General features: G+C 64.7%; 14 protein-coding genes. 5 read left to right on the top strand and 9 right to left on the bottom strand.

Features of this window, described 5'->3' with window-relative positions:
* Positions 1-3: 3 nt before the first annotated feature.
* The gene (gene pheT, locus AC72UB_RS01835; protein ID WP_505188253.1) at positions 4-2,415 is read right to left on the bottom strand and encodes a phenylalanine--tRNA ligase subunit beta; all 2,412 of its coding nucleotides are present in this window, start codon (positions 2,413-2,415) and stop codon (positions 4-6) included.
* Positions 2,416-2,606: 191 nt separating this feature from the next.
* On the opposite strand from pheT, the gene AC72UB_RS01830 reads away from it, so the two are divergent.
* Entirely contained in the window at positions 2,607-2,759 is a 153-nt protein-coding gene (locus tag AC72UB_RS01830) for a hypothetical protein (RefSeq protein ID WP_505188252.1), read from the top strand.
* Between the two features lie 26 nt (positions 2,760-2,785).
* Here AC72UB_RS01830 and AC72UB_RS01825 read toward each other — a convergent pair whose 3' ends face one another.
* The 4 genes from AC72UB_RS01825 to argH form a co-directional block, all read right to left on the bottom strand.
* Positions 2,786-5,272 (bottom strand): TIGR02302 family protein, encoded by a 2,487-nt coding sequence (locus AC72UB_RS01825; RefSeq protein WP_505188251.1) that lies wholly within the window; start codon positions 5,270-5,272, stop codon positions 2,786-2,788.
* Between the two features lie 25 nt (positions 5,273-5,297).
* On the bottom strand, positions 5,298-6,563 hold the full coding sequence (gene lysA / locus AC72UB_RS01820; RefSeq protein WP_505188250.1) for a diaminopimelate decarboxylase: 1,266 nt from the start codon (positions 6,561-6,563) through the stop codon (positions 5,298-5,300).
* A 58-nt stretch (positions 6,564-6,621) separates the two neighbouring features.
* Entirely contained in the window at positions 6,622-6,798 is a 177-nt protein-coding gene (locus AC72UB_RS01815) for a hypothetical protein (RefSeq protein ID WP_505188249.1), read from the bottom strand.
* A 158-nt stretch (positions 6,799-6,956) separates the two neighbouring features.
* The gene (argH, locus tag AC72UB_RS01810) at positions 6,957-8,357 is read right to left on the bottom strand and encodes an argininosuccinate lyase (RefSeq protein WP_505188248.1); all 1,401 of its coding nucleotides are present in this window, start codon (positions 8,355-8,357) and stop codon (positions 6,957-6,959) included.
* A 22-nt stretch (positions 8,358-8,379) separates the two neighbouring features.
* Here argH and AC72UB_RS01805 point away from each other — a divergent pair, with 22 nt between their 5' ends.
* Positions 8,380-8,922, top strand: coding sequence for a TlpA family protein disulfide reductase (locus AC72UB_RS01805; protein WP_505188247.1), 543 nt, complete (start codon positions 8,380-8,382; stop codon positions 8,920-8,922).
* A gap of 83 nt (positions 8,923-9,005) precedes the next feature.
* Here AC72UB_RS01805 and AC72UB_RS01800 read toward each other — a convergent pair whose 3' ends face one another.
* The gene (locus AC72UB_RS01800) at positions 9,006-9,509 is read right to left on the bottom strand and encodes a fasciclin domain-containing protein (protein WP_505188246.1); all 504 of its coding nucleotides are present in this window, start codon (positions 9,507-9,509) and stop codon (positions 9,006-9,008) included.
* A 271-nt stretch (positions 9,510-9,780) separates the two neighbouring features.
* On the opposite strand from AC72UB_RS01800, the gene AC72UB_RS01795 reads away from it, so the two are divergent.
* Both AC72UB_RS01795 and pheS read left to right on the top strand, forming a co-directional pair.
* Positions 9,781-10,272 (top strand): hypothetical protein, encoded by a 492-nt coding sequence (locus AC72UB_RS01795; protein WP_505188245.1) that lies wholly within the window; start codon positions 9,781-9,783, stop codon positions 10,270-10,272.
* A gap of 86 nt (positions 10,273-10,358) precedes the next feature.
* The gene (gene pheS / locus AC72UB_RS01790) at positions 10,359-11,441 is read left to right on the top strand and encodes a phenylalanine--tRNA ligase subunit alpha (RefSeq protein ID WP_505188244.1); all 1,083 of its coding nucleotides are present in this window, start codon (positions 10,359-10,361) and stop codon (positions 11,439-11,441) included.
* Between the two features lies 1 nt (position 11,442).
* On the opposite strand, the gene AC72UB_RS01785 is transcribed toward pheS, so the two are convergent.
* Positions 11,443-12,438: a P1 family peptidase gene (locus AC72UB_RS01785; protein ID WP_505188243.1), complete on the bottom strand. Its 996-nt coding sequence runs from the start codon at positions 12,436-12,438 to the stop codon at positions 11,443-11,445.
* 105 nt (positions 12,439-12,543) lie between these two features.
* On the opposite strand from AC72UB_RS01785, the gene AC72UB_RS01780 reads away from it, so the two are divergent.
* On the top strand, positions 12,544-13,245 hold the full coding sequence (locus AC72UB_RS01780; protein ID WP_505188242.1) for an SDR family oxidoreductase: 702 nt from the start codon (positions 12,544-12,546) through the stop codon (positions 13,243-13,245).
* On the opposite strand, the gene AC72UB_RS01775 is transcribed toward AC72UB_RS01780, so the two are convergent.
* Positions 13,229-13,441, bottom strand: a complete 213-nt coding sequence (locus AC72UB_RS01775) for a hypothetical protein (RefSeq protein ID WP_505188241.1) — start codon at positions 13,439-13,441, stop codon at positions 13,229-13,231. The two genes, AC72UB_RS01780 and AC72UB_RS01775, sit on opposite strands and share 17 nt — an antisense overlap.
* Positions 13,442-13,628: 187 nt before the next feature.
* On the bottom strand, positions 13,629-18,137 hold the full coding sequence (locus AC72UB_RS01770) for a MupA/Atu3671 family FMN-dependent luciferase-like monooxygenase (protein ID WP_505188240.1): 4,509 nt from the start codon (positions 18,135-18,137) through the stop codon (positions 13,629-13,631).
* Positions 18,138-18,151 lie beyond the last annotated feature (14 nt).

Raw genomic sequence — 18,151 nt, 5'->3', positions numbered from 1 at the left:
GCGTTAACCGCGCAAGGCCCCGCCGGTGGCCTTGGCGACCTTTTCGATAATCTTGGCCGAAACCGCCTCGATCTCGGCTTCGGTCAGCGTCTTGTCCACCGGTTGCAGCCGCACCGTCAGCGCGATGGATTTTTTGCCCGCCCCCATCTGCGCCTCGGCCTTCTCGCCGGTGAACTGGTCAAACACCCGCACGCTTTCGATCAGCGCCTTGTCAGCCCCCTGAGCCGCGTTGACGGCGGTCAGCACGTCAACCCCCTTGTCGACAACAAAGGCGAAATCGCGGTCCACCGCCTGCAGATCGGAAATCGCCAGCGCAGGGCGGGTCGGGGTTTTCACCTTGGGATAGGGCACATTGGCGACCAGAACGGTAAAGGCCATGGCCGGGCCTTTGACGCCCATCTCGGCCAGCACCTTGGGGTGAACCTCGCCAAAGCTGGCCATCACATTCGGCCCCAGACCAATCGCCCCCGACCGACCCGGATGGAACCAGGCGGCCAGCTTGCGGCTGATCTGCACGCGGGCGGGCGCGCCGAGGGCGGCCAGCACCGCCTCGACATCAGCCTTGACGTCAAACACATCCACCGGGCGACGCGAGCCGTGCGGGTCCCGCGCGGCAGAGGCGCCGACCAACAGGCCTGCCGCTTGCAAATGCTGCTCGCCCGGCTCACCGCCGTGGAAGGCGGGGCCGATCTCGGCCAGCGCAAGGTCCATGAACCCGCGCGCCTGATTGCGCGCCGCAGCCCGCAAAAGGCCCGGCAGAAGGTCCGGGCGCAGATGGCTCATCTCGGACGAAATCGGGTTGTCCACCCGCACCGCATCGGTGCCGCCGCCAAAGAGCTTGGCCGCTGCCTCATCGATGAAGCTGTAGGTGACGCATTCATTATACCCGAGCGCCGCAATCGTGCGCCGCGCGGTGCGTTCGCGCACCTGCAACGGCGTCAGGATCGGGCGCGGCACGCCCGGCACCATGCGGCGCAAGGGCTTGCCTTCCAGCTTGGTCAAGCTGGCCACACGCGCCACCTCTTCCACCAGATCCGCCTCGCCCAGTACATCGGGCCGCCACGAAGGCGGGGTGGCCATATTGCCGTTCAGCGTGAACCCCAGCGCCGTCAGCGTCTGGCGCTGTTCGGCCTCGGAGATGTCCATGCCGACAAGGCTGATCACCCGCGCCGGGTTCAGCTTATAGGCGCGCGAAGTATCGGGTGCGGCCCCATCAACCGCGAGATCCGAAGCCTCGCCGCCGCACAGATCCAAGATCATCTGCGTCGCCAGATCCAGCCCCGGCAACGAGAACGCTGGATCAACCCCGCGCTCAAAGCGATAGCGCGCGTCCGAGTTGATCTTCAGCGCCCGGCCCGTGGCGGCAATGGTGATCGGATCCCAAAACGCGCTTTCCAAGAACACCTCGGTGGTCTCCTCGGTGCAGCCCGAATGTTCGCCGCCCATGATCCCGGCCAGGCTTTCGACGCCCGCCGCATCCGAAATCGCCATCATCCCAGGCCGAAAGGTATAGGTCTTGCCATCCAGCGCCAGAAACGCCTCGCCACCCGCCGCAGCATGCACCCGCAAGGCCCCGCCCTGCACCTTGGCCACGTCAAAGACGTGCAAGGGGCGGTTCAGGCCAAAGGTGAAATAGTTGGTGATATCGACCAAGGTCGAGATCGGGCGCAGCCCAATCGCCTTGAGCCGCGCTTGCAGCCAATCGGGTGAGGGGCCGTTCTTCACGCCGCGAATGGTTCGGCCTGCGAAATGCGGGCAGCCCTTGGCTTTCAGTTCGGCCTCAATCTGCACCGACACCGGGCTGGCAAAGCCGCCCTTGATGCTCGGCACGGCCAAAGGCTTCAACACACCCAGCCCCCGCGCCGCCAGATCGCGCGCGATCCCCCGGACGCCCAAGGCGTCGGGGCGGTTCGGGGTGATCTTTACTTCGATCACTGGGTCACAAACCGCAGGACGGTTCGCGGCCAGCCAATCGGTGAACTTTTCGCCCACCTCACCCGAGGCAAGTTCGATAATGCCGTTGTGCTCGTCCGACAGCTCCAATTCACGCTCGGAGGCCATCATCCCGTGGCTTTCCACGCCGCGAATCTTGCCAACGCCCAAGGTCACATCAATGCCCGGCACATAATCGCCCGGCTTGCACAGAACCACGGTGATCCCGGCCCGCGCATTGGGTGCTCCGCAGACGATCTGCTTTTCGCCCTCATCCGTCATCACGCGGCAGACGCGCAACCGGTCGGCGTCGGGGTGCTGCGTGGCCTCCAGAACCTTGGCGATGGTGAAAGGGGCCAGTTTCGCCACCGGATTCACCACCTCTTCGACCTCAAGCCCAAGATCGGTCAGCGCATAGAGGATCTCGTCCAAAGACGCTGTCGTCTCAAGGTGATCTTTCAGCCAAGACAAGGTGAATTTCATCGCACAGGGCCCTTTAGGTCGGTCATTCGCAGCTTAGCGCCCGGATTAGCGCAAAGTCTGGCCAAGGGGAAGCACCGGGGGCGCATTGGCGGTCGCATTGGGCACGCGGTTTCCGGATGGGAAACAGGCTGTCGCGGATAACCGGTCTGATTTGCCTCAATTCAGCGCACCATAGCGTGTAGAACCGGGTCATGGACCCAATGCTGACAACACCTCAGAATCGCAAACGCCTCTCGGTGGTCAGGCTGTGCCTCATCATGGGCATGACGGCGCTGCTGTTCATCACCGTCGTGAACCGCCTTGGATCGGCGGCTCAGGCTGTGCTGCTGTCGCCCCACGGCTAAGGCCCGCTTGGCCCCAGCCGCGAGTGTCAGAACGATTCGAGCAACCGCTTCAGATAATCACGCTCGCCTTCCGGCCGGTTCAGATCGCCCGACCGGCGGCGGATTTCGTCCAGCAATTCCTCAGCCCGGCGATAGACATCTTCATCACTCAGAAGGTTGTCATCCGACCCGATCCGCAGGCTGTTGCCCTGCTGGCGACCCAAGGGGTCGCGGCCTGCCGGATCCTCGCGGTTGGCCTGACGGCCACCCTGCGCCTCGCCCTCTTGACGATTGTCCTGCGCCATCGCCTCGCCCAGATCGCGGATGCCCTCGCGCAGCGCCTCAAGTGCCTCGGCCTGACGGTCCAGCGCGCCGGGCAGATCCTGATCGCGCAGCGCCTCTTCGGCCTCGCGCATCGCACGGCGCGCATCTTCCAGCCGCTGCCGCCCGGCCTCGCCGGCCTCGTTGCCAGCGCCGGGCAGATTGCCCTCGCGCTCCAGCTGTTCCAACTGGCGGCGCAAATCCTCTTGCCGCTCGGCAAGGCTTTGCCCGCCCTCTTGGCCTTCGCCAGGCTCGCCGTCTTGGCCCTCGCCCAGCGCTTCTCCCTGCCGTCCGCGCTGCATGTCGCGGAACGCATCATCCGACAGGCCCTGCTGGCCGCGCATCGTCTCGCCCAGATCGCGCATCGCCTGCTGGCCACGGCTGCCCCGGCCCTCGCCCTGCCCGTCCTGCTGCACCATGCGCATGTTTTCCATCATCTCTTGGATCTGCGCCAACAACTCCGCCGCCTCGGCGGTCTTGCCCTCTTCCATCAACTGCTGCAGCCGCTCGAGCATTTCCTGAAGCTGATCTTCGGTCATGGTCGCCCCGCCATCGGCCGATTGCTCTTCGGGCGTGCGCTCTTCCATGTTTTCGGCCAACTGGTCCATGTAATCATCCATGGCCTGCCGCATCTCATCCATCAGCTCTTGAATTTCCTCCGGGCTCGCCCCGCGCCGGATCGCCTCGGCCAGCCGGTCCTGCGCGCGCTTGAGCCGTTCCTTGGCGTCGTTCAGATCGCCCTCTTCCACCATCAGCGCAATCTGCCACAGCTCTTCGGCCACCTCGTCGCGCAGCTCGGGGGAAAGGCTTGCCGCCTCCGCCTCCAGCCGCCGCATGGCCACCCGCAGCCGCAGCCACGCCTTTTCGTTGGTGATCACCGTTTCCGGCGCATGGGTGATGGCGCGCAAGACCTGCACCGTGCGCGGGCCATTGCCGCGCGCCCACATCAGATCACGCCGCATCTCGATCAGGGCCGCCGCAACCGGGTCAAAGAACCGCTTGCCCGGCAGCGTCACGGCCACCGGCGCTGAAACCCCATCCTGGCCTGCGGCATCGCTTGCGGCAAAGGTCAGCGTCACCGGCAGATTGGCCAGAACCGATTGCGACAGATCATCCACCAGCGTGCCGACAAACTCCTCGCGGTCGCCCTTGCGCGGCAAGGGCAGGTCCAGCACCACCGGGGCCACGTCAGCCGGATCGGCGGCCAGACCAAAGCGGCGGTCCACCTTGTCCAGATACAGCGCAATGGTCACCTGACCGCGCGTGATGCCATAGTCATCGCTGACCTTGAACTGCTGCTTGAACCGCCCGCCGCGCTCGCGGTCAATCTCACCTTCGGCGGTGATGGTGGGGGCGCGATCAGGGGTCAGGGTAATCACCCACTTCCGCCCACCCGGTCCTTCGATCGCGAGCTTGCCGCTTTGCACCAGCACGAAATCCTGCACAGGCTCCGAGGCAGGCACCGCCTCGGTTCGTCCCGACACGGTTTCCGCCAAAATCAGATTGCCCGGCTCACCATAGAACCGCAGTTGCAGCTTGGTGCCCGTGGGCAGTTCCAGCGCGGCGGCGGTCTGGTCGTTGAGATAAAGCGTCGGCTTTCCCGTATAGGCGGGCGGCTTCAGCCAGCCCTCCCACGTCGGCCCCTCGGCCAGCGCGGTGGCCCCGCCGCCCGGTGCCAGTGCCGACACCGACCCCAGCCGCCAGACCGACCCAAAGATCAGCGCCATCACCAGCGCCGTCAGCGCCAGATAGCGCAGCGCAAAAGGGTCCCGCGCCGCCAGCTTCAGATCCGGCTCAACCGGCTTTGCGCCTTTCGCCCGCTCGGCCATCCGTGCCAAATGCGCGGCCCACACCGCCTGTGAGGCGGGGTCCTGCGCGCCAATCGCTTGAGTATCCTGCAAAGCCGCAAAGGGCTGACCGGCCAAGCGGCTGTCCAGCCGCGCCATGGCCTCCACCCGGGTCGGCCTGCGAAACGCGCGCAGCCCGTGAACCCCAGCCCAGACCAAACCCACCAACGCCGAGACCGCGCCAAACCACAGCGCCTCCAGAGGCAGATGATCCTGCAACCCAAAGGCCAATGCCGCCAAAACCGCAATCGCCAGCGTCCACAGCGGCCAGAACGCCCGCACCAACCGCTCAGCCCAAAGCCCCACCAGCGTCAGCCGCAGCGGGGTCTCGATTTGTCTCAGCGTGGCTTTCGCGCGGTCATCCATTCGGTGCGTGAGGCCCTCCGCCGGGTTACAACCATTCTGGGATGGTATCGCGTGCAAGGATTTCGTCAAATGTCGGTCGCGCCCGGATGACGGCGAAGTGATCGCCCTGCACCAGAACTTCTGGAATCAGCGGCCGCGTGTTGTATTCGCTGGCCATGACAGCACCATAAGCGCCTGCCGAGCGAAATGCCACCAATTCCCCCTCGGCCAACGTGGGCAAGCCGCGCCCCTTGGCAAAGGTATCGCCGGTTTCGCACACCGGGCCGACCACATCATAGCCCGCCGAGGGCCCACCCGCCGACGGTTCAATCACCGGCACGATGTCATGATGCGCGCCATACATAGACGGGCGCACCAGATCATTCATCGCGGCATCAAGGATCAGGAAATCCCGTCCCTCGCCCTGTTTCACATAGATCACGCCCGCCACCAAAATCCCGGCATTGCCGGAAATCAGCCGCCCAGGCTCAATCTCAATCTCACAGCCCAGATGGCCGACGGTCCGCTTGATCAGCGCGCCATAATCGGTGGGCAAGGGCGGCGCTTCATTGGACCTCGTGTAGGGAATCCCAAGACCGCCGCCCAGATCCAGCCGGTCAATCGTATGACCCTCAGCGCGCAGGGTTTCAGTCAATTGCGCCACCTTGCGGAAGGCCTCTTCAAAGGGGGCCAGATCGGTCAGCTGGCTGCCGATATGCACATCAATCCCCACCACCTTTAGGCCGGGCAGACGGGCAATTTCGCCGTAAACTTCAGACGCGCGGGAAATCGGGATGCCGAACTTGTTGTCCGATTTGCCGGTGGCAATCTTTTCATGGGTCTTGGCGTCGACATCGGGGTTCACCCGCACCGTCACAGGCGCCACGACACCCATCGACGTCGCCACCTCGGACAAGGCCCGCATCTCGGGCTCGGATTCCAGATTGAATTGGCGAATTCCGCCCTCCAAGGCCAGCCGCATCTCTTCGCGGGTCTTGCCCACGCCGGAAAACACGATCCGATCCCCCGGCACACCCGCCGCTTTGGCCCGGCGGTATTCGCCGCCCGACACCACATCCATCCCCGCGCCCAGATCACCCAGCAGTTTCAACACCGCGATGTTGGACAGCGACTTGATCGCAAAGCACACCTGATGCGGCAAGGGCGACAGCGCCTCGGTGAACAGCCGATAATGCCGTGTCAGGGTCGCCGCGGAATAGACATAAAACGGCGTGCCCACCGAAGCGGCGATATCGGGGATCGCCACATCCTCGGCATAAAGAATGCCGGATTTATAGATGAAATGATCCATGCGCGTGCCGCCCCAAAGTTGTCACGCCCGGATATAGCAGAAGCCGCCCGCGCCGCAATCAGCAGCGCACGGGGCCATCGGTCGAGGGGGCACCCATCGTCACGCCCGCCGAGGCGCAGCCCGTCACCGTAATCCCAGAGCCGGAGGACGACAGCGCCGTCGGGGCTTCGGGCAGACCATCGGCACCGCAAGCGGCCAGCGTGACAAGCAGAATAAATGCGGAAACGGGTTTCATGGTGATCCTTGTCGTCCGAGCAGAACCGGGAAAATCGGCCAAATCCATGGCTTGATCGATAGCCTATCAAACACCGCGCACAAGTCTTTTCATATCCGCGTCAGGGCCGCATGCCGCGGCTTAAACTAAAGTCACATCGTTCCGGCCACAATCCTGCCTCAGCCCAGCGCCGCCTTCCAGCGCGCCACCTGTTCGGCCACCCGCACCGGCGAGGTTCCGCCATATGACATGCGCGAGCGCACCGAATTATCAACGCCCAACACCTCAAACACCTCGGCCGTGATGCCCGCATGCACGCCTTGCATCTGCGCGAGGCTCAGGTCGGGCAGGTCAATCCCGGCCTTTTCCGCCATCGCCACCAGCGTGCCCGTGACATGGTGGGCATCGCGGAACGGCAGGCCCAAGCGGCGCACCAGCCAATCGGCCAGGTCGGTCGCGGTGGAAAACCCGCTCGCCGCCGCCGCCCGCAGCACATCGCGGTTGGCGGTCATGTCGCTGACCATCCCCGTCATCGCCGCCAACCCCAGCATCAGCGTGTCGGCGGCGTCAAAGGTCTGTTCTTTGTCCTCTTGCATGTCCTTGGAATAGGTTAGCGCCAGACCCTTCATGATGGTGAACAAGGCCACCGTCGCCCCCAAGATCCGCCCAAGCTTGGCGCGCAGCAACTCGGCCGCATCGGGGTTCTTCTTTTGCGGCATGATGGAACTGCCCGTCGTCCACTTGTCCGAGAGCCGCACAAAGCGGAACTGGGCGCTGGACCAGATCACCAATTCCTCAGCAAAGCGGCTCAGGTGCATGGCGCAAATGCTGCTGGCCGCCAGAAACTCCAGCGCAAAATCGCGGTCAGAGACCGAATCAAGGCTGTTCGCCGTCGGCCGGTCAAAGCCCAGCGCCTTGGCCGTGGCATGGCGATCAATCGGGAAAGACGTCCCCGCCAAAGCCGCCGCGCCCAAGGGGCACTCATTCATCCGCTTGCGCGCATCCTCAAACCGGCTGCGGTCGCGGGCGAACATCTCGACATAGGCCAGCATATGATGCCCCCATGTCACCGGCTGGGCGGTCTGCAAATGGGTAAAGCCCGGCATCACCCAATCAGCCCCCGCCTCGGCCTGCGCCAAGAACGCCCGCATCAATTCGGTCAGCCCCACAATCGCCGCATCGCATTGGTCGCGCACCCAGAGCCGGAAATCCACCGCCACCTGATCGTTGCGGCTGCGGCCCGTGTGCAACCGCTTGCCCGCCTCACCGACAATCTCGGTCAACCGGCTTTCTACGTTCAGGTGAATATCCTCCAGCGCGGTCGAAAAGGTAAACTTCCCCCCCTCGATCTCTGACAAGACCGTGAGCAGCCCTTCCCCAATCGCCGCCGCATCGCTATCGCTAATGATACCTTGCGCGGCCAACATGGCGGCATGGGCGCGCGATCCGGCAATGTCCTGCGCATAAAGCCGCTGGTCAACGCCGATCGAGGCGTTGATCGCCGTCATGATGGCATCGGGGCCCGAGGCAAAGCGCCCACCCCACATGGTGTTCGCGGCGGTGTCTTTGGATTGGGTCATGATCTGGCCTGTTGGGGGAAGAATGCGAAACGCTCTTGCGGTGCTTTATACGGCCTTGATGCTTGGTGCAAATCCGGCCCACGCTGATATGTCGGCCTTTATGACGGGCGACATGGCCAAAATGGTCCTGTCCGACCCCGCCCCCCTTCCAGACGCCGCCCTGATCGACATGGCCGACGCCCCGCGCGCGATGGCCGAGTTTCAGGGCAAATGGGTGGTCCTGAACTTCTGGGCCACATGGTGCCCCCCCTGCCGCGAGGAAATGCCCGCGCTGGATCGGTTGCAAGCCGCCATGCCCGAGATTGCGGTCGTGCCCTTGGCAACCGGGCGCAACGACCCCATCGCGATTGACCGCTTCTTCACCGAGGCCGCCATTGCGAACCTTGAAAACCTGCGCGATCCGAAATCCGAACTCGCCCGGTCCATGGGCGTCATGGGCCTGCCGGTCACGGTGATCGTCAACCCCGAAGGCCACGAAGTCGGCCGCCTGATCGGTGACGCCCATTGGGACAGCCCCGACGCCCAAGCCTTGATCAAGGCGCTGATGGCCGCCGACGGCTCCTAAACCCGGGCCATCCACGGAAACGAGAACATAGAGGCGCCCACCAGATCCCATTCTGATGGGCGCTTTGATCCGTAGCCGCCCGCTTAGTGGCAGGCAGGGCGCTTGCCCGGCAGCAGCACTTTGTCGATCACATGGATCACACCATTGTCGGCCTTAATATCGGCGATGATCACATTGGCCACCTCGCCCGTGCCGTCGGCAATCGTCACACCATCAGCGCCTGCCGTGATGCACAGCCGCTGGCTGGTCAGCATCGGCTTGAAATAGTTGGACCCGGCTGGAATAGCGGCGGCGGGCAAATTGCGGTCATCGACGTGATACAGCAGAATATCGGTCAACTGCCCTTTGTTCTCGGGCTTCAACAGGGTTTCAACCGTGCCCGCAGGCAGGGCGGCAAAGGCATCATTGACCGGGGCGAACACGGTGAAATGACCGGGACCCGCCAGCGTCTCGGCCAGACCCGCAGCGGTAACCGCCGCCACAAGTGTAGAGAACCGCTCATCCGCCGCCGCGATAGCGGTGATGGAGTCCGCCTGCGCGGCGGTTGTCGAAAAGGCCAGCATGGCCAAGGTAAGCTTCAATTTCATAATGCACTCCCTGCTGAAAAACGACCGGCATCATTGCCTCGTCCTGAGCGAAACGCAGGGCGGTCTGGGCCAGATGCCATTGTTTCAGCGCAGTGACACAGTCGTCAGATCGCGTGATCGCGGTCACGGGCTTAGGCGGCCCACGGCCCCAGCCGCAGCAAGACAAACGGGCCGCCACGGCCCCATTGTTGCGAAAATTCCCCCAATCCACCGCAATTGTGCCGCCTTTGTCCACAACCACTGCAGTCATGAACCCATAGGAGGTCATGTGATGCGTAAGAGTGAACAAACGGGCGCCCTTCCCCTGCCCAATGGCCTGAAAGCCTGGATGGAAACCCAAGGCCCCAAGGTCTGGCATGCCTTTGCCCGCGGTGTCGAATTTGACGACCCGAACGCCACCATCGACGTGCTGTTGGCCGCCCACTGGATCGTGCGGCAACCCGACATGGACCGCGCGACCGGCCTCCTCCTTCTGGCCCGCGCGCTGAAAGCGGGCTTGCACATCTATGCCCCGCCCGCGATGGATGACACCGCCGCCCGCGCCTTCTGCATTGATTTGCACCAACGCCTCTCGCTGTCGCAGGCCGAAGCCCGGCTGCCGGTGATGCCCGACGATCAGGCCACCATCGAAACGCTCTTCACCGCCGAAGCGCCCCTTCCCCTGCCCGCCTGCGGGCTGAAACGCGGGATCGTGCCATCGGCCTACAGCTTTCACGCCAATCGCCCGCATCTGATCGCCGCCGCCTTGCGCCGGGCGGCCTGATCCACCGTCCCCAAAACGCCCCTTTCGGCCTCTTGCATCGGCGGAACCTTCCCGCTAGCACCAATGCCATTCAAAGGAGGCGCGTGATGGACGGGCTTGACGATCTGAAGGCCAAATATCTGACAGCGGTTGCCACCGTCTCTGACGAGGCCGCGCTGGAAGAATTGCGCGTCGCCGCCCTTGGCAAGAAGGGCGAGATTTCCGCGCTGATGGCCGGTCTTGGCAAGATGGACCCCGACCAGCGCAAAGCCGCCGGTGCCATGCTGAACGTCCTGAAGGATGAGATCGACGCCGCCCTGCGTGCCAAGAAAATGGCCCTTGGCGATGCCGCCCTTGATGCCCGCCTGCGCGAAGAATGGCTGGATGTCACGCTCCCCGGCCGCCCCCGGCCCCGCGGCACCATCCACCCGGTGTCTCAGGTGATGGAAGAACTGACGGCGATCTTCGCCGACATGGGCTTTGCCGTCGCAGAAGGCCCGCAGGTGGAGAGCGACTGGTATAACTTCGACGCGCTGAACATCCCGCCGGAACACCCTGCCCGGCAGGAACATGACACCTTCTTCATGCACCGCGACGCCGGCGACGACCGCCCGCCCCACGTCCTGCGCACCCACACCAGCCCCGTGCAAATCCGCGCCATGACCGAACAGGGCGCCCCCATCCGCGTTATCGCCCCGGGCCGCGTCTACCGCATGGACATGGACCAGACCCACACCCCGATGTTCCATCAGGTCGAAGGTCTGGCGATTGACCGCGATATCTCGATGGCCAACCTGAAATGGACGCTCGAAGAGTTTTGCCGCGCCTTCTTCGAGGTGGACAAGGTCGAACTGCGCTTCCGCGCCTCGCATTTCCCCTTCACCGAACCTTCGGCCGAAGTGGACATCCGCTATTCCAACGTCGGCGGCCAGCTTCGCATCGGCGAGGGTGACAAGTGGATGGAAATTCTCGGCTCCGGCATGGTGCACCCCAAAGTGCTGGCTGCGGCAGGCGTCAATCCCGATGAATGGCAGGGCTTTGCCTTCGGCATGGGCATCGACCGCATCGCCATGCTGAAATACGGCATCCCCGACCTGCGGGCGTTCTTTGAATCCGACCTGCGCTGGCTGCGCCATTACGGCTTCTCGGCGCTCGACATGCCCGATCTGGCGGGCGGCTTGTCCAGCTAACCTAGCGCCGCCCGTACACCCGCGCCCAAGCGGGCTGTCTGTCCCCCGGCATCGGGCTCGCCTCATAAACCGCGCGCGCAATCGCGCGGGCAAGGCAACTTGCCGCCGCATGGCCCATCTGGAACGTATCGCGCAAGGGATCAGCCATCACCCGCTCCCCTGTCGCGGCGGCAAAGACCAGATCGCCATCCAAGGGCGTATGTGACGGCACCAAGGCCCGCGCCATCCCATCCTGCGCCGCCGTCGCCAGCCGCAGACACTCGGCTTGGGTCAACCGCGCATCGGTGGCGACAATCGCAATCGTCGTGGCCTCCCCCATCCGCTTCATTGGCTCCGGTTCCGCTGCAGCATCATAACGGCCAGCGGCCCTCAACCCGCCAAACTCACCCCCAAGCTCGAACGGATGCGCCCAGAACCCCGGGCCCTCGCCGATGGTGGCCGAGCCGAGCGCATTGACGGCCACCAGCGCCCCCACCGTGATCCCGCTCTCCAAAACGGCGGAGGCGCTACCAAGCCCGCCCTTCCACCGCCCCGTCAGCGCGCCATAACCGGCCCCGGCGCTGCCCAAGTCAAACTCCGCCCCCGCCGCACGGAAGGCCGCCAGACCCAAATCGGCATAAGGATTGCGCTGCCACCCCTTGTCGCCACCGTTCAACAGATCAAACAAGATCGCCCCCGGCACAATCGGCACCCGCTGATCGCCCACCGCAAAGCCGCGCCCCATGGCGCGCAACCCATCCGCCACCCCGGAACAGGCATCCAGACCAAAGGCCGACCCGCCCGACAGCACAAGCGCATCCACCTCTTGCACCAGCCTGTCGGGGGCGAGCAAATCCGTCTCCCGTGTACCAGGCGCCCCGCCCATCACATGGACAGCCGCCGTAAACGGCCGATCCCCCACCAACACCGAACAGCCCGACCGCAAACCCGCATCCACCGCATGGCCCACACGCAGCCCCGCGACATCGGTGATCAGATTGCGCTTGCCCTGCCGCATGGCCCCTCTCCCTGTTTACCGCACCCCGGCCGCCCCCGCATGATCCCTTGCGACGGACCCGCCCCCGTGCCACCGTTCACCCAGACAATCACCATGGGGGCGGAAATGCAAAAGGTTGCGGTCATCACGGCAGGCGGCTCTGGCATGGGGGCGGCGGCTGCACGGCGTCTGGCGGCCGATGGCTTTGCCGTGGCCATCCTGTCCTCCTCCGGCAAGGGTGAGGCTTTGGCCACCGAACTTGGCGGCGTCGGCATCACCGGATCAAACCAGTCGAACGACGATGTGCAGCGTCTGGTTGATGCCACCATGGCCCGCTTTGGCCGCATCGATGTCTTGGTCAACTCCGCAGGCCACGGCCCCCGCGCCGCCCTTCTCGACATCACCGATGAGGGCTGGCATCAGGGCATCGACATCTATTTCCTCTCTGCCGTCCGCCCCATCCGCGCCGTGACACCGATCATGGAAGCCCAAGGCACCGGCGGGTCGATCATCAACATCACCACCTTTGCCACGTTCGAGCCCGACCCGGCCTTCCCCACCTCGGGCGTCGCACGCGCGGGGCTCTCGGCCTTCACCAAGCTTTACGCCGACAAATACGCCCCCAAAGGCATCCGCATCAACAACCTGCTTCCGGGCTTCATCAACTCCCTGCCCGAAAAGGAAGAGTTCCGCGCCCGCATCCCCATGGGCCGCTATGGCCGGGTCGAGGAAATCGCCGGAACCGTCAGCTTCCTCGCCTCGGACGCCTCAGGCTACATCACCGGGCAAAACCTGCGGGTGGATGGCGGGATCACGCGCTCGGTGTAGCGCGGCGATAGTCGTCCGGGTAGGTGCGCGCCAGCCACATATAGGCAAAGACACCGCTGACCATGCCGACAAAGGCCAACAGTGCTGCCAGCATCACCTGCCCGCTGTCAAAATCTTGGGCCGACAGCGCCAAATAACCAAAGGCCCAAAACCCAGCCCAGCTGACCACGCAGATCATTGCGATCAGTTTTTTCATGGCTTTGCCTCCCCGCAACGCCGCGACAGGGTGTCGCCCTGCTTGAATTGGTAGCAAAGCTGCGCGCCGTTGCACGGTTTTTCTGCCGCCGAAAGCAGACGGCAAAACGATTCTTTCAGATATAGGATTTAACCGCCCCGAAGAGCGCCCGCCCGGGCGACGATGAGGGGCGGCGAGAAGCGGCATATCAGACCGCCTCACGCCGTGCCCGCATCGCCATGCGCCGCGCCATCGCATCCGACCGCGCCTCGGCCCGGTCATTGACCGGGGCCGCCGCAAGCGCAGGGGGCGGGTTTGGCCTGTCATCCAAGTGCTTGGCCAAGGCCTGCAACGTCGGAAAGCGGAAGATGTCGGTGATCGACAGCTTCGCCACCCCCAAGGCCTCACGAATCTCACGATGCGCCTGCACGGCCAACAGGCTATGCCCGCCCAGCGCAAAGAAATTGTCCTTGGCCCCCACTTTCGGCACCCCCAAGATCCGCCCCCAGATCGCCGCCAACTGCGCCTCGATATCGCTTTGCGGCGCCACAAACACCTCGGTCACCGGGGCCGCATGGGGCGCAGGCAGCGCCTTGCGGTCCACCTTTCGGTTCGGCGTCAGGGGGAAGGCGTCCAGCGTCACGAAATGCGCAGGCATCATATGCTCCGGCAGCACCGCCGCCAGTTCGGCCCGCAAGCCCGCCTCCTGCGCTGCGCCGACAATATAGGCCACCAGCCGCAAATCGCCGGGGCTGTCTTCCCGCGCCAGAACCACCGCCTGCGTCACCCTGGGTTGCGCCTCGAGCACCGCCTCAATCTCGCCAAGCTCAATGCGATAGCCGCGCAGTTTCACCTGAAAATCGGCCCGGCCTAAGAAATCCAGCCGCCCATCCTCGCGCAGCCGCACCAGATCACCGGTGCGGTACATCCGCGCGCCCCAAGGGCAAGCGCGATCCGCGGTGACAAACGGATCCGCCTTGAACCGCTCCTCCGTCAGATCCGGCCGCTGCCAATAGCCGCGCGTCACCCCATCACCGCCAATCCACAACGCCCCCGCCGTGCCCGGCGGCACCGGGGCCAAGTCATCATCCAGCACATAAACCTGCTGATTGGCCAAAGCCGTGCCGATATTGGCAATCGGCTCGACCTCGCCCACCTCATTCACCGACGACCAGATCGTGGTTTCCGTCGGCCCATACATGTTCAAAATCCGCGCCGACGTGGCACGGCGCAAGTCGGCCACCAAAGCTCCCGGCAGCGCCTCACCCCCGATCATCAGCGTGTTCACCCCTGACAGCGACCTACGCGCCTCGTCGTTCATCACAATCATCCGCGCCATCGACGGGGTGCATTGCAGATGCGTCACCCCATGGCGAAGGATTTGGGCGGCGATGGAGAAATCCCCCTCCTCCACGCCGCCCCCCGCATTGGCGCGCTTGACCACCTCGGCCAAGGGATACAGCCCCTCCAGCACCTTCTCGGGTGCGATGCCATAGTCCACCAGACAGGCCACCTCGGTCACACCGATGCGCTTCAACGCCTCCACCCGCTGCAGCGCATCTTCAACCGTGCCAAACAGCCCCGACTCCTCAAAATACCGCTGGAAGGCAAAATCAAGGATCGCCTCCGTCTCCTCCGCCGACAGCTGCCGCGTGTCGATCTGCATCGGGTCCGTCACCCCCGGCGGGCGCTTAAAGGCCGGAAAGGCCCAAGCATATTGCTTCACCAGATTGGCCGCCGCGCCAAGATATGTCTTCATCGGCCCCTCGGCTGTACGCCGCACCTGTTCACGGTCGCGGCCCACGAATGTGTGCAGCATCAAGGTCACGGTGAACTTGGCCGGATCATGCCCCGCCTTGCGCAAGGCCTCGTGATAGATGGCAATCTTGCCCGCCACCTCGTCGATCGTCTGGCCAAGTAGGTGGGTCAGCACATTCGCCCCAATCTCCCCCGCCTCGCGCCATGTGGCGGGGTTTCCAGCGGTCGTCACCCAGATCGGCAGCTCTTTCGACACAGGACGCGGCTGGCTGACCACACCGAAGCTGCCCGTTGCGGTGGGAAACTCCACCGTCTCACCACGCCAAAGCCGCCGGACCTGATCGGCGGCGGCAAACATCGCATCGCGGTTGGCGGGCGGCGTGTTTTCCGGGCGCAGCACGAAATCATCGGGATGCCAGCCACTTGCCACCGCAATCCCCGCCCGCCCGTTGGTCAGGTTGTCAATGACCGCCCATTCTTCGGCAATCCGGGCCGGATGGTGCAAAGGCACCACACAAGAGCCTGCGCGCACCGCGAGGTTCTTCGTCACCGCCGCCACGGCGGCCCCGGTCACGGATGGGTTCGGATAAGGCCCGCCAAAGGCGTGAAAATGCCGCTCCGGCGTCCAGACGGCGCAGAAGCCGTGACTGTCGGCAAAGCGCGCGCCTTCCAGCAAAAGCTCATACTTCTTCGGCCCCTGCCCATCATCATTGCCCCAGTAATAGAGCGAGAACTCCATCTTCTGGGCGCTGGCAATCCGCCCCGATGACACCAAGGCCCGGTTTTCATCGGACGAGATCACCACCTTGAACCCGCGCGCCAAGGTCCAGAACAGCTCCAACACCGAAATGTCGAAGGACAGCGAGGTGACCGCCAGCCAAACCCCCGGTTCCGGGCCAATCCGCTGATCCATCCCGATAAAGAAATTGGCCACGTTGCGATGTTCGACCATCACACCCTTGGGCCGGCCGGTCGATCCTGAGGTATAGATCATATAGGCAAGATCCGCCGGGCTGACGCCCGTCTCGGGGTTGGTGTCGGGGGCTGACGGGATCCGCCCGTCGGTGTCCAACTCCAACACCTGCGCGCCATGCGGCGGCAGGGCGATACCCGATTGGGTCACCACCACCGGGCAGGCCGAATCCTCAATAAACAGCGCAATCCGATCGGCCGGATAGGCCGGGTCCATCGGCACATAAGCCCCGCCCGCCTTGTGAATCGCCAAAGCCCCTACCACCAGATCCAGACTGCGCCTTGTGCACAGCCCCACCAGCGTGCCGGGGGTTACGCCCATGCCCATAAGCACATGCGCCACCTTATTGGCCCGGGCATTCAGCGCCGCATAGGTCAGGCTTTGGCCCTCACAGACCAGCGCGACGGTATCGGGCGTGCGGCCCACCTGCGCCTCAAACGCCTGATGTATCGTTGTGGGCGCACGCGGGGCCAAAGTGGCATTCACCCCGTGCAGCACATGGGTACGCTCCGCCTCAGTCAGGGCCGAAACCTCCTGCACCAGCGTATCCCCCGGCAGGCGGGCAAGCTCCGCCGCCACATGGGCAATGCGCGCGGCCAAAGCCTTGGCCTGCGGTTCGGCCAGCCGCGCGGCGTCATAGTGCAAAGCGCCCTCCGCCAGCGTCACCACGCTGCCCGGATGCGGCGCGCGGCCCAAGGCCACCTGCGGCACGCTCAGCCCCATCAGCGCAGAGTCCCGCGTCATCAGATCCAGCGGGAAAGACGGCGGCGCCTCGGCCTTGGCCAACGCCGCGACAACCCGCGCCTTGGCCTCGGCAATCGTGCCCTCGGTGGTCACCGTCACCGGCACCCAATCGCTCAGATAGCCCGGCAGACCTGTACCGCCCAAGGCAAGGTCAACGCTGGGCTGGCCCAGCGCCCGGGCCACGGCCAGCGCAAGGCTCGCCAGATCACCCGACACAGGCAGGCTCTGCCAATGCGCCACGGCAGCCGCCCCAGCCCCCGACACCTGCGCCGGGTTCAACCGCTGCAAGGCCCGGCGCAATGCCGCCTCGCCCGGCACCACAGCGGCCAGCGCCGCCGTCAGCGCCGCACCCTCGGTCAAGGCAGGCAACAGAGGGTCGGCAATGCTGGACGGGCAGACCGCCCCGCCCTTCACCTGACAGGTCAAACGGTTCAACCGCACCGCCCCCACGCCACACGCCACCACCAGCCCCTCAGCCGTGGCCGACAGCACCGCACCCGGCACCCCCGCGCCCTCAGCCAGTTCGGCAGAACCGACGTTCAGAACCCGGTCCGCTGTGGCGATCTTGGCGGTGGACAAGGGGTTCCAATAGCGCCCATGGTCCAAGGCCCGCACCAGCCGCACCACCTCCTCGGCGGGCTTGGCAAAATCAATCCGCCCCATCGCAGCGGGGCGATCATGGCGCAGATGCAAGGACCGCAGCGTAAGGTCCTGCTTCACACGCCGCAGCCCAGTTTCCAACTGGTCCACCAGCGCCGGGAAGCTTTCCATCCCCGCCTCGAAACACCGCGTGTTCAGCGTCACCGCGGTCTCATTCGGCGCAATGTCAAAGAGCCGCTGCTCCAGAATATCGCCCTCATCCACCCCGCCCTCGATCAGATGCCAGGTGATGCCATGCCGCGCCTCACCCGCCAAAATCGCCCAAACCGGGGCATTCAAACCGGCGTGGCGCGGCAAAGGCCCGTCGTGAAAATTAACCGCCCCTTTGCGCGCCATCGCCAGCACGTCACCCGGGATCACCGCCAAGTTCGCCACCGACAACAGCCAATCGACAGACAGCCCCGCCAGCGCCGCCCAGTCGCCCGCCGCCTCCACCCGCAGGCCCGCGCCCCGCGCCCATGTGCGCACATCCGCATTGCGCGTCACCACCGCCGCAATCCGGTGGCCCCGGTCCAGCAGAACCTGCCCACATTCACGGGTCAGGCTTTCATTGCCGATCAGCAACACAGAAAACACGGTCATCTGGCACTCCTTCC

The sequence above is a fragment of the Allotabrizicola aquatica (SeqCode) genome (genome assembly GCF_965194375.1).
Classification (GTDB): domain Bacteria; phylum Pseudomonadota; class Alphaproteobacteria; order Rhodobacterales; family Rhodobacteraceae; genus Tabrizicola_A; species Tabrizicola_A aquatica.
The sequence above is the reverse complement of the archived record's forward strand: the minus strand, read 5'-3'. Positions and strand labels throughout refer to the sequence as shown.

Bases quoted from the DNA above. Each gene is read 5' to 3' on its own strand.
- AC72UB_RS01780 (WP_505188242.1), top strand. From the start codon at position 12,544: ATGCAAAAGGTTGCGGTCATCACGGCAGGCGGCTCTGGCATGGGGGCG.
- pheT (WP_505188253.1), bottom strand. From the start codon at position 2,415: ATGAAATTCACCTTGTCTTGGCTGAAAGATCACCTTGAGACGACAGCG.
- lysA (WP_505188250.1), bottom strand. From the start codon at position 6,563: ATGGATCATTTCATCTATAAATCCGGCATTCTTTATGCCGAGGATGTG.
- pheS (WP_505188244.1), top strand. From the start codon at position 10,359: ATGGACGGGCTTGACGATCTGAAGGCCAAATATCTGACAGCGGTTGCC.
- AC72UB_RS01825 (WP_505188251.1), bottom strand. From the start codon at position 5,272: ATGGATGACCGCGCGAAAGCCACGCTGAGACAAATCGAGACCCCGCTG.
- AC72UB_RS01800 (WP_505188246.1), bottom strand. From the start codon at position 9,509: ATGAAATTGAAGCTTACCTTGGCCATGCTGGCCTTTTCGACAACCGCC.
- AC72UB_RS01775 (WP_505188241.1), bottom strand. From the start codon at position 13,441: ATGAAAAAACTGATCGCAATGATCTGCGTGGTCAGCTGGGCTGGGTTT.
- AC72UB_RS01805 (WP_505188247.1), top strand. From the start codon at position 8,380: ATGCGAAACGCTCTTGCGGTGCTTTATACGGCCTTGATGCTTGGTGCA.
- argH (WP_505188248.1), bottom strand. From the start codon at position 8,357: ATGACCCAATCCAAAGACACCGCCGCGAACACCATGTGGGGTGGGCGC.
- AC72UB_RS01830 (WP_505188252.1), top strand. From the start codon at position 2,607: ATGGACCCAATGCTGACAACACCTCAGAATCGCAAACGCCTCTCGGTG.
- AC72UB_RS01770 (WP_505188240.1), bottom strand. From the start codon at position 18,137: ATGACCGTGTTTTCTGTGTTGCTGATCGGCAATGAAAGCCTGACCCGT.
- AC72UB_RS01815 (WP_505188249.1), bottom strand. From the start codon at position 6,798: ATGAAACCCGTTTCCGCATTTATTCTGCTTGTCACGCTGGCCGCTTGC.
- AC72UB_RS01785 (WP_505188243.1), bottom strand. From the start codon at position 12,438: ATGCGGCAGGGCAAGCGCAATCTGATCACCGATGTCGCGGGGCTGCGT.
- AC72UB_RS01795 (WP_505188245.1), top strand. From the start codon at position 9,781: ATGCGTAAGAGTGAACAAACGGGCGCCCTTCCCCTGCCCAATGGCCTG.